Here is an 11939-nt window from a genome sequence, read left to right as displayed (position 1 = left end):
AGGAAGCACCATGTCCGATCCCACCCCGCTGTTATTCGGCCTTTATGAACAAGCCAGTGTCGGCTGCGGCGGCGCGCCCAGCCTGTGGACCCACCCGGCGGATGAACGGCTGAACATCAACACCCTCAAATACTGGTCGAACCTGGCCCGCACGGCGGATGAAGCTAACCTGGACCTGATGTTCTTCGGCGATGTGCTGGGCTTTTACGACGTATTTGGCGGCTCTGAAGCGATGGCATTGAAATGGGCCGTCGAAGCCCCCGCCAACGACCCGCTGACGATCATTCCGGCGCTGGTGGCCCTCACCGACAAACTCGCGTTTGGCGTCACCGTCACCACCAGCTACGAGCACCCGTTCACCCACGCCCGACGCTTCAGTACGCTTGATCATTTGTCCGATGGGCGCATCGGCTGGAACATCGTCACCTCGTATCTGTCCAGCGCCGCGCGCAATTTCGGCCTGGAGCAGATGATCAAGCACGATGACCGCTATGAGCGCGCCGAAGAATTCCTGGAGGTGGTCTACAAGCTCTGGGAAGGCAGCTGGGCGGATGACGCCGTGGTTGCCGACAAACGTTCGCAGACCTACGCCAATGGCGCGCGGGTGCGCCCGATCCAGCACGCGGGTGAACATTACCGCGTCGCCGGCCCGCACCTCAGCTCGCCGTCGCCACAGCGCACGCCGTTGCTGATCCAGGCCGGCTGGTCGGCACGGGGCCGGGAGTTCGCGGCCAAGCACGCGGAACTGGTGTTTATCGCCAAGTCCAACCCGCTGGATATCCGCGAGGGCCTTGAAGATATCTGGCGCCAGGCCGAAGCCCGTGGCCGTCAGGCCGCCGATGTGAAGTCGCTGACCGTGCTGCGCATCGTCACCGCTCCCACCGCCATCGAGGCACAGAAAAAATACGACACCCTGCAAAGCAACTATCACCTGCAAGCACAGTTGGTGAGCTATGCCGGCGACACCGGCATCGACATCAACCGCTACGCCGACAACGAAGCGCTGTCGACCCACACCGAAGGCATGACCTCCTACGTGATGCGACCCGATGGCAGCGGCAAACCGTTGACCGCAGGCGAGGTGCGCCAACGCTTTGCCAATGTCACCCGTGGCAGCGACCTGATCCTGGTGGGCACCCCGGAGCAGATCGCAGAAAAGATCGAGGAGCACGCACGCATCTCCGGCACCAGCGGCTACATGCTCAACCCGCTGATCAGCCCAGGTTCGTTGAATGACTTCGTCGAACTGGTGATCCCGGCCCTGCAAAAACGCGGGCTGTACCGCACCAACGCGCAAAGCGGCACACTGCGCTCGCGCCTCAGCGTCGATGGCAGCGATCGCCTGCCAAGCTCGGCCCATGGCGCTTCGTTCCGCTTTGCCTGAAGCCTGCGTGGGACCAGGTGACCTGCGCCAACAGGAACGGTAGAGTCACCCCCACGCCATGCCTGCACACGGAACCCCAGGATGCCTTTCGACCCTATTTCCCCGCACTACCAGCGTATCCGCGAACAGATCGCCAACGACATCGCCGCAGGCAGGCCCCAGGCCGACGAGAAATTCCCCTCCGAGCGGGACATGATCGAACGCTTCGGCTGCACCCGCGTCACCTTGCGCCAGGCCCTGCAGCAACTGGAAGCAGAGGGCCTGGTGTATCGGGAAAATCGCCGGGGCTGGTTTGTCAGCCCGCAGCGCATCCGCTACGACCCGACGCGCATCAGCGGTTTTATGGATTACGTCAGTGCCCAGGGTCGCACACCGCGCACCGAGTGCCTGCACGCCGAACTGCGCCCGGCTGGCCCGTGGCTGGCCAAGCGCATGGGTTTGGCTTCGGTGGATGAACCGGTGTTTTTCCTGCAACGCCGCCGCTGGATCGATCGTCGCCCGGTGCTGCTGGAATTCAACGCGCTGCTGGCCAGCTGGTGCCCAGGCCTGCTGGAAGCCGACCTCAATACCTCGCTGACCCAACTGCTGCGCGAGCGGTTTGCACGGGTGCAATCCCGTTGCGAGCTGGAGATGCACATCGGCACGGTGAATGAAGAACAGGCCGAGCTGCTACAACTGTCGCCGGGTTCCACCAGTGTGTACCTGGAGCGTTTGAATTTCGGTGAGGACAACCGGCCGGTGGAATTCGACCAGGAATTCTGGCGCCCGGATGCGTTGTCGATTGTGATGGAGACTCGGTACCCGGGAACTCACTGAGACGTCAACACGTCGCTGACAAGTCCAGTGCAGTTGATATTTATCACTTCTTGTCGAAGCATCCTGCTGAGTAGCCCAGCGGTCGCGCATAAACGTCAGTCCGGCTGTGAAAAGCTGTCCTGAATCCACTAAGCCGCAGAGAAGAACGCCACTTTAGCGGTAAGACGATCCGCTAAATCTGATAGCTCGATGCTGGCTGCTGCCACTTGGCGCGCGCCATTGGCCGACTCAACCGTCGAGCCATGAATGCGGTTGATGTTTTCAGCGACCTCGTCGGTCACGCTACTCTGCTGCACGGAGGCACTCGCGATCTGGGCGTTCATATGACTGATAGCGGCCACCTGCTCACTGATCCTCGCCAACGCCTCCTGCGCACTGCGCGTTTGTGTGACCGTTTGGCTCGCCAGCTCACAACTATCGCGCATGGTTTGAGATGCTGTTTCGGTACCCGATTGCAACGTACTGATCATCTCTCGAATTTCTTCGGTCGACTGCTGTGTCCGGTTGGCCAAGGAACGTACTTCGTCCGCTACCACCGCAAATCCACGTCCGTGCTCGCCAGCTCTAGCAGCCTCGATAGCTGCGTTCAAAGCAAGCAAATTGGTTTGCGAGGCGATGGAGTTGATTACGTCGATCACTGACGCAATATTTTCACTATGTTTGGAGACCTGGTTCACGGTAGCAGTCGTTTGCTCGAGGGTTAATGCCAGCTGTTCGATAGCAACCGTGGTGCTTGCAACCAATTTGTTCCCACTTCCCACGTCAGTATCAGCCAACCGGGAGGCATCAGCTGCCTGCGCGGCATACCCGGATACTTCATTAACCGTCGCCGCCATTTGCATGATGGCTGCGGCTACCTGCTCGGCTTCGCGGTTTTGCAAGCTGGTCTGCTCATTATTAGCCGATGATGCGGCAGACAACTGGGTGGCCGAGTAATTGACTTCTTGGGCCGCCTTGCGTACTTGACGAATGGTCTCTGCGAGATGGCCCAGCGTGTCTTTCAGGACGCCCATGACACTGCCGGGATACTCTGTGGAAATCGTTTGATTCAGATCACCAGCTGCCAGTCGCTCGATGGCCAATGCAACGTCTGTGGGCTCAGCACCCAGCGTGGATTTAACAAAGCGAATAAGTACGGCCGACAACGTGATGCTCAGCAGCAGGGCAATACCTGTCGCGATAAGCATCAGCGTACTGAACTGGCTGGCGGTTGCCTGCACTGCGCCCAACTTCGCCTTGATTGATATTTCCTCGTAGTCGATCAATGCATTGACGCGCTTGAGCCACTCACTGTAATCCAAAGACGTTTGACGCATCAGCAGCGCCTGAGCCCCTGGTATGTCACCCGCCTGGCGCAGGGAGATTACCGCCCTGGTGGAGTTAAGGGTTTGTTGTTCGATGTCCTTGATAGCGCTCAGTAATCGAACCTCCTCGCCAGTTACGCTTGCGCCCTTGAACAACTGATCCATTGGAGCTGCCGAGTCAGAGTAGGCCTTTTCCAAGGCTGAGACTTCCGATAAGTGTTTTGCCAAATCCAAATCAGTCGTTACCAGCACGGCATCCCGAATAGCGATGGCACGGTTATGGACACTGCCTCGGAAATTGATTGCGTAGCGCTGCACCTTTGCGGCATTTTCGCTTACGTCGCCCAAGGTGGAGTCAATGAACGCAACGCGGTGAATGCCGATGGTGGTTATCAATATGAGCAGCGCCAGGATGGCCGCGAAACTAAGCCCTATGCGTGTGGCCAACGAAAGCGTTTTCTTCATGGAAATCTCGGAAACATGACCTGTACAGGCCTGTGTTGATTTGGAAGACGCGAACGGTGCTACCGGCCCATCACGCTTAATGCCTCTACGATACGTAGACGCAGAATGGTCATCTAGTGAGTAATACGCACGGCCATGATAGCTCATGGCTATCATGGCCGTGCGCATGCTTCACAGTGGGCCTCGCGAGTTAGGCAGCAGGTACCAAGGCAGAGAGCGTATGGGTAACCGTGCGGTAGACACGTATTGACGAAATCATCTTAGGCCGGGCATTTACGAGCTTTTGGTGTCCGGGAGAGAGCCTTTAGCCCAGTGGTCAGATGCTTCGGCAGAGCCTCGCGGGCCGCATCTGCGAACCGAGTAGTCCTGTTCGCTCCTTGCCGTTGTCTTTTGGAATGCGCTTTCCCGTAGAGGTGGCGGGAAATACGACCCTGAACACAACCGGTTCCAGATGCGGTAGAGGTTATGATCGCGTTGCCGATCAAAGTCCGTGTGCTCTACCGCATTACGCACAGAGCGACGTAAACCGATTCAGTGTGCGTCCGAACTCAAGACTCTCATTCAGGACTTAAAAACACTGGATGGTGCTGGATTTCAGGGGTTCCCGCCGGAACGAAAAAAGGACCCGAAGGTCCTGATTTCAATCGCTTGCAGAATTCAATGGAACTCTGCAGCGCTATATTTGGAGCGGGAAACGAGACTCGTATCTGGTGTCCGACTCATTGAAATATAAGGGGTTTCTTTTCATGACGAAGCAGGAAAAGACTTGATTCTGGACTTGTTTTTTGGGGGCATCAAGAGCCAAGAACGAATGCTTCCAGGGTACGTTATTGGATTCTAGCCATAGCCAATCAGACAAGCGATCATCAAACCCGCGGTGGCAATGGCGCAGGATCAACGAAAGATTACCAGCGGAAAAAACGTCCTCCCAGCTCCAGTCAACTTTTCACAACCGAAGAATCGGCCGCTGCAGGCAGCTTTTCTGGCTGGTCGACCATGAAAAGACGTCCTGGCGCCCTCTCCTGCTCGGGATCAATGGCCGCTCGGATATATATCCCACATAAGGAAGTTTCAGCCTTCCTCTAAAACTAACACGAGATGCCAGTACGGATGATCGCCCTTGGACGAACGATTATATTCTTGACCTCTCTGGGACTCGTCTAATTGCGGATGCGAACACACAGCATAGGAAATGCACTGCTACCGTTGGGCTAACAGACGACCAAACTCACCTCCATAATGTCCGCTCGTACTAAATGGCGCGGTGGATAGTGGCCGGATTATCCGCAACGTATCGCGCTATCACGTCAGACGCGAACAGAGTGTTCCGGTAGTCAAGCTGGCCGTCAATCCAAGCGGTCCAACTGGTCTGGTAGGTCATCCTGCGGTGGATCGCCTCCAAAGCCAGTGCCCCGCCGCTCCGATTAACTCGGCAGTAAATTTGCGGTCCTCCTCACTCAGTTGCTGCTGCAATAGCCAAAAAAGTGATCGGGCATGTTCAACGCAGCGCTCCTTGGGCAGATCGAGGCTATTCAACGCTGAGCGGACCAAATTTTCGGCCCCCATCGCTTTCAGCAATGTTTTATCCGTCATGGTTTCCAACGTGCTGAACATGCGTTGCACCGCAGGGTCTTTTTCTCCTTCGACCTGACTTTCCAACGTCCGATAGGTCTTTCTTAGCAGATCACGAGCCATCGGGCTTTCAATCAGCCCGGTGAACAACTGAACCAGATCCTCGTAGGTCGGAGCGTCCCCCGCTACATCATCTGGCTCAGGTTGTTTGTCGAATTTGTAACGTCTGGAAAAAACCGACACTAACCCCGCCAGGATGCTAAAGATGCCCGGAGCCGTTTTGCCGGTAGCAACCGATTTGATTGGTGCCTGGGGCGTCCGCGCTCCTGGCGCTTCGCGCCATATGAACCAGGCATTTGAGTCTTCAACCTTATAGTCGAAGGGAAACAGCGCAAGCAGCGCGGCATTTCCGGATGGCATCTGTAGCAACCGGCTCCAGCTCCGACGTAATAATGGTGGCCCAGTCAGTACGTGAGGCAGCGGCAGCCCGCTAGCAATATTGAGCGCCATCAGTTCGGCGTCCCCTAGAACATCGTCGAAAAGCACCGAAACACCCGCTAGATCATCATCGATCAAGACTAGCAATGGGTTCTTGGCACCAGCGGCCATGTTCCAAGCGGACCATCCGGATATATGCCGTCCCAACGCCAATGCCTTCCGAGCAGCTTCGAGACGGCGCAACGAGCCGACCATATCACTCGAGCTCATCGATGAAGGGAGCAACGTTATTGCCGCATGCAGGAGGTTCAGGGGAATCTCCCGACCACAGTCATCCCGCAGCAGCACAAGGTAGACCGAGGTCACCATCCCCGCCGAGACACGTAGCGGCAGACAACGTTGGCTGCCCGGTGTCATCCTTTGTACAAGTACATAGTTGCCAGGCTGGAGATTGAGGGTAACCCACACACTTTGCTCATTAATCTCAGCCGCTAGGTCGACGTGCAATTGCCCATCGAAGGTTTCCAGACTCAATGACTCCAAGGCCTGTTTTAGGGTGCTGGCAGGTACTGGTCCTGATATCGGTGCCCAGAGCAACAGGTGGAAGTTACCCTTCTGGGTATCCAGCAGGCGGTGTTCCAGCCCGGTGCCTTTGGCCAAGGTAGAATCAGGTAGCGGAATCGGTGTGGCAAAATCTAGTCGCAGTAGGCTGAAGTTGTTAGATTGCTCGGCCAAGACCTGGCACACCTGCATGTTTTCCGTATCCCCTACCCGCTGTCGCACGTAGTATTGGCCAGGGACCAGATCGACATCGAGCCTGCCGACACCTTGAGCAATCAGAGCATAGGTACTATCTACCAGATAGAGCTCTGCAGCCCCATCCTCTGTCGCGAAGGTGGCTGGAACTTTGACCGAGACGAACAGGCTCTGATCAAACAGCTCGCTGCTTGTTTCGCTGTAGGCTAATCGTGCGTGATCAGATGATGACGGCATCTTGTTCTCCCGGAACGAAAGTACAGCGAGAGGTAGCCGAAAACAGCTCATGATCTCGTATTGGCAACGCCAAACAGAACTCGCGGCGTCCATCACCTAAGATACTTACGTCGAGCTTTACCCTCCAGCTCAAATTGGCGTCCTGCCAGACGATGGCATCGCCATCCAGGATCCCCGCGGCGTTAAGCGAAATCGACGTCAGTCGCAGCGGGATTTTTTCCAACGAGGCGGCGGGCAGCAGAAAGCGCTGAATCGCCAGCGCCTGACCAGATTGAAAGAATATATCTTCATTATCCGGAGGGATAATGCGGGGCTCGGGGGGCGCCTGCTCAGGGTACCAAGTCTGCCAGTTCATGCCGATGTACTGCATCAGGACCTTTCCTGGCACCCGGCCAACAATGTCGCAAGGGGCTTCCTGCAGCGCACGTAGCAAAGCATTGGTCATCAGGCCAACTATCTTGCCATTGCTGTCGGATAACTCACGCTCCTGCGCCTTGCCCCGTTTCGGCGCGGCGTACATGGAGAACACCCGCACACCCTCCGTATTAGCGTGCTCGAAAAGGTTTAGGTCAGGCGAGCTGTAATCCACGTTGCTTTCGGTATCCCGGCAGCAATCCATGATCAGGACCACTTCACGGAACAGACGTGCCCGCTTGGCCGCTTCGGCATAAAGAGTTCCGGCGATGTTGCTCTGAAACATCCCCAAATTGTCGGCGCTATACAAGGCCGCTCGAGTTGTCTGATCGGTCAACTTGGAAAAACCATGGCCCGAGAAATAGAGATAGAGCCGCCCTTCCCGGCGAACGAAGTCCCCGGTAGTTTGATCAAGGGCAATCGCATTGAAGCGCTTGGCAAAGGATTCTCGGTTGGGACTCCATTCCTCCGAGACAGCCAGCTCGGGAGTAATCAGTGAGAAGATTTGCGCGGACGGAACCGCCCCGCCCAGCGGAGAAATCAGCCACTCCCGGATGAGTTCCACATCGTTCAACGGACCTTCCAGCATCGGAAACTTGCCTGCATCCCGGTAGCGGGAAATGCCAACAAGGATCGCGTAATCGTGCTCAGCCATGGTCGGAACTCACTGTCTGATGATGGCTTGGACCGATTGCAAAGTTGAAGGGTCGTTGTCGAAGTCTCCGTGCTTCGCAGCATTGCAGTTCAAACCATTCCCAGCGCCACTGACTGAGGACCAAACTATTCGCCGAGGCACGGCGTCAAGGAAAGCCCTCACCTTCGCTACATCGGTGGCCTGCGCATAAATCGAACCTCCGTAGAAGCGTTCCATGCCAACCAACGGCATACCTTTGATACTGCTCCAGTTACCGGTCTCATCCACCCGACCTTCCAAAAGACCTGAAACGAAGTACAGCAAACTGCGGGTATAAAGTGGCGCGACCATCCGATCCTGGGTTTCCAGCGTATCTCGCATGGCGAACATGCGGAAATCCTTCAGCCCCAGGTTCTGATGGGTATCGATGGCCTTGGCGAAACGCTCGCAAGTCACCGCTGGGGCCAAGAACACCACTTGGATCGGCGTCTTCAGCCCCAGACTTTTAGCGACGTCCAGGAAGTTGCAAATGTAAATGGCGCCAGTGCTATGCCCTACCAAGGTCAGCTTGCGGAAGCGCTTACCGGCATCCTCCAGCGCCTTCAGTTCTCTCACCACCGCCAGACCACAACTTCCGGGAACATCGGCAAAGCTGTCCAGCGTGTCCGTCTTCATTTGATTCCAGATGGCAGAGCCGATGAGATCGCCGTAGGCGCTTCGCAGCACCTCCTCCACCACAGTGCAATGGAGTCCATGATCGGTGCCGTCCCTGTAGCGCCCGGCAATCGTGATCACCAACTTGGCGACGAACTTGGCCACACCGAGCCATGTGAACACGCCGCGCGTATTGAGGCCGTTTTCGGCCGGGAACATTTCGTTCAGCGCCGCCTCGCTCAGCAACAGAATCTCGGCAGGCTTACGGGTTCCGATCCCTTTCGTAACGATATCGGCTGGCGGAACCGAAGCGTTATAAGCTTCCGCCAGGGCACGCTTGAAGGCTGGGTCGCCATCCAGAGACTGTTCGATTTCTTGAGCGAGCTGGTCCTCCTTGAGCGTGCCGGCCCTGGTTTTCGCTTCCCGCGCTACCAGATCGCTCGAACTCTCTCCGGGCGGGCTCGTCTGCTCATCAGCGCCTGCGAACCACTGCTCATAATCCTCTCGGAAGCGGTCGATGTCTTCGACCTGAATACCATCAGCGCCCTTGAAACGGAAAATGCCGCCAATGGCCGTCTTGCTCAACACCCACTCGGAAACCTTTTTCACCAATTCACGAAAGGCCGGATCCCGCAACAGGTCATCCTTGTTGTTCAAAATAGCCTCAGTGAAGCCCGACTCCCAGACGAAGAACAACGGATAGCTACCGGCATCCGCGTAGGTTTTTGCTAAAGGAAAAACGATGTTGTCCAAGGCATATTGCCGCGCATTCAGGCCGCCATGGAAGTGGATCACCAAGCCATTTTCAGGATTTTCAGCGGTGGCTTGGGATAGTATTTTCTGCACCGCGTCGATCGGGCTTCGCGGCGCCTGGCCAAGAAGGCCGTTGGCGGACACGAGATAGTGGTCGGGATTCGCTATTGCAGGCTGAACAGGCATCGCAAGTATCCTCCGGTGGAATCTCCACGCAATCCGGGTCGTCGAGTGATCGAGCTAGGGTGATTTAGTCGCCCGTTCGGAGCCTGCCGGTCATTTATAAACGGGCTGGCTACCCCAGCGTAGGTTGCCCTCAAAACTCTGCAAGCTATTTGCCATCAAATTACCAATGACGCTTGAGGCGACTCAGCACGTGAACGGAGGGTTCTAGGGCAAGGCTTTGAGAGTCAGCTGCGCGCAAGAGAGTCAGACTGAGCATAATGGCCATTAATTTCGCAGGCCTATGGCGAGTTTTTAAAGGCTGAACTAACGTCACCTCGTACTGGACGCCCGGTAGATCGTATACGTGTGATCTAAATCCAAGGTCATGGAACGAAGACCATTATTGTGAACGCATGTGTTTCTATCGCTGTGCAGATGAAGTGGACGCCGAGACGGATGTTGCCTTCGCTCACAGGAGGTGCCTGTGATAACTCCAGGCACGCCACTGATGCACAGCCTTGCCATCGAGCTCGCCAGCCAAACCGAGGAAATTTCGAACATGAGGGCCGCCTCTAGTGGCCTGAGCTTTCCGACGTCACCACCGAACGCCGAGCCAAAACCGGCCACTGGCCCGGGCAAAATACTGCAAGTCAGCGCTGCTGGGCTGGCTGCCTCGAGCTCCACCCAAACGACAGACAGCACGGCGCTGGTGGGCAGCAATAAGCCCTATGCAGCGGTGATGCAGTTCGGTGGAGACCAAGCTGATTTTCCGCAGCTTTGGGGAGATATTCCGGGGCGGCCGTGCTTACCAATGGATGCGGAAGGCAACCTTCAGCCTGATGCTGAAGGGGCCATCCTCAATTAGGCGTTAGCCCGTTTGGAGGCTGCGTCCTATCTGAGGGCAAAGCGATAGTGAAATAGGGATTAGTTACGTAGCTCAGTGAGAGAAAAGCCCCTTCGCCATAGTAACCTCCTATCCGTCTAAGCGACGTTTTATGGTTTGGCGAAGGGCTTCTCAGCAATCATTTACTCTCTGGCCGCGGATTTGGCTTTTGATTCGAATAATCCTTTAAATTTGTCTAGCGAAGCGTGAACCGAGCTCATCGACTCAAGCATGTAATTAAAGTCATTGCTCATATTCTCTTTATGCCCAGGCCACATAACGTCCTCTTTGATCACTTCGAGTACGCGATTGAGCTTTTCTGATATTCCGCCACCCTCAGGCATCATTTCGTTCACGGCATAATAAGAAAGTAAGTACCGGTCATATACAGACTTAACCCGCAAGCACGCCAGTGATGCGTCCACATAATGCCGGTACTGTTTAAGGAACCAAGCAGCTAAAAATTCACAGACCAAAAACACAACCGAGCTAGCGATCATCCCAATATACATGACGGTATCGTTAGGCTGCCCAAACTTCGCCCAAGCCTGCCACGCTACAATTGCTACCACATAAAATAGAATCCCCCCAAATAGGAACAGCAAGCCTCTATCAAGCAGGTTTGATCCTTTTTCTTCAGTGAGTGAGATATGTTTATCCAAGCTTTCTACTACACTGCAGACATACATTTCAAAAGCCGTGCCTAAAACTCTCTGGCGCTCTACGACTTTATACTCTCCAGCTGCTTCCCGTATCTCTCCCTTTACGAGTTCAAGTGTGTCATTTACTTCGGCTGGAAGGAGAGAAATCGGCAGTCCCAATCGTTCTACAACCCCTCTAGCAATAGAACTTACTGAAAGCTTGCTAAATTGCTCCCCAAAAGCACTCGCTCCCCTCCTTGCCTTTCGATCAATCGCAACAAATGAAGAGCCTGCAATACGCTCAGCGGCTTTTACAATCGTACAAAATACCGCAAACCCGAACAAAATAATGCAGAGCGTGCCCGAGAGATTAGCGAGTAGTACATTAAATACTGCAGGAGTAGTAAAAGAGATTACCCCATACAAACCCACCAAAATAATTCCGTACCCAACAATCAATGCGAAGAAATCGTGAAGCCCGGTGAGATTTACTGGTGGGGAGGGAGGCCTATTTTCCTCTGGCTTTTTATTATCTTTCTTACTCGCGCCGTTCTCTGGGACTTTATTTGCGTCGCTTCCCACGTCTTCCTTTACACCCATATTTCCCCCTGCGTAACTATAGTTATTTAAATAGCTTCTTAGCAGCTCTTAGAGCCCAGAGTCGCGATGGCGATTTGGACGAGCAAAAGCAAATGAGACTGCACAGCGTGGTTGGATCACCAGCGCAGCATCTTACCCGTAGTAGCTCAATGCCATTGGTTTTTTTCAGGGCGTGACCGGATGACGGAATGACTGATCCAGCACGGCCCATCCTCGATCCCTA

7 protein-coding genes and 1 pseudogene are annotated in these 11939 nt (G+C 55.3%); 3 read left to right on the top strand and 5 right to left on the bottom strand.

Translation table 11 applies throughout. The features are described 5' to 3' along the window. The first annotated feature begins 10 nt into the window (after positions 1-10). Together B9N88_RS03750 and B9N88_RS03745 are read left to right on the top strand one after the other, a co-directional pair. A complete protein-coding gene (locus B9N88_RS03750) occupies positions 11-1384 on the top strand; it encodes an LLM class flavin-dependent oxidoreductase (protein WP_027603367.1) in 1374 nt (457 codons plus the stop codon). Positions 1385-1465: 81 nt separating this feature from the next. Next, complete coding sequence (locus B9N88_RS03745) at positions 1466-2200, top strand: UTRA domain-containing protein (RefSeq protein WP_027603366.1); 735 nt, start codon at positions 1466-1468, stop codon at positions 2198-2200. A gap of 128 nt (positions 2201-2328) precedes the next feature. On the opposite strand, the pseudogene B9N88_RS33175 reads toward B9N88_RS03745, so the two are convergent. From B9N88_RS33175 to B9N88_RS03725, 4 genes and pseudogenes are all read right to left on the bottom strand, one after another. Then, positions 2329-2850, bottom strand: a pseudogene (locus B9N88_RS33175) (methyl-accepting chemotaxis protein); the annotation flags it as partial. Between the two features lie 2496 nt (positions 2851-5346). Continuing rightward, positions 5347-6972, bottom strand: coding sequence for a hypothetical protein (locus tag B9N88_RS03735; RefSeq protein WP_027603364.1), 1626 nt, complete (start codon positions 6970-6972; stop codon positions 5347-5349). After that, complete coding sequence (locus B9N88_RS03730) at positions 6956-8041, bottom strand: caspase family protein (protein ID WP_051429287.1); 1086 nt, start codon at positions 8039-8041, stop codon at positions 6956-6958. Before B9N88_RS03730 ends, B9N88_RS03735 begins: the two co-directional genes overlap by 17 nt. 9 nt (positions 8042-8050) lie before the next feature. Next, positions 8051-9613, bottom strand: a complete 1563-nt coding sequence (locus B9N88_RS03725) for a hypothetical protein (protein WP_051429286.1) — start codon at positions 9611-9613, stop codon at positions 8051-8053. 487 nt (positions 9614-10100) lie between these two features. Here B9N88_RS03725 and B9N88_RS03720 point away from each other — a divergent pair, with 487 nt between their 5' ends. Beyond that, positions 10101-10457: a phage virion morphogenesis family protein gene (locus B9N88_RS03720; protein ID WP_051429285.1), complete on the top strand. Its 357-nt coding sequence runs from the start codon at positions 10101-10103 to the stop codon at positions 10455-10457. Between the two features lie 161 nt (positions 10458-10618). Here B9N88_RS03720 and B9N88_RS03715 read toward each other — a convergent pair whose 3' ends face one another. Then, the gene (locus tag B9N88_RS03715) at positions 10619-11716 is read right to left on the bottom strand and encodes a hypothetical protein (RefSeq protein WP_027603363.1); all 1098 of its coding nucleotides are present in this window, start codon (positions 11714-11716) and stop codon (positions 10619-10621) included. Positions 11717-11939 lie beyond the last annotated feature (223 nt).

Origin of the sequence: Pseudomonas sp. LAMO17WK12:I1, assembly GCF_900177315.1 — a bacterium.
Lineage (GTDB): Bacteria > Pseudomonadota > Gammaproteobacteria > Pseudomonadales > Pseudomonadaceae > Aquipseudomonas > Aquipseudomonas marginalis.
Note: the sequence above shows the minus strand (reverse complement) of the source record. Positions and strands in the feature narration are given on the sequence as shown.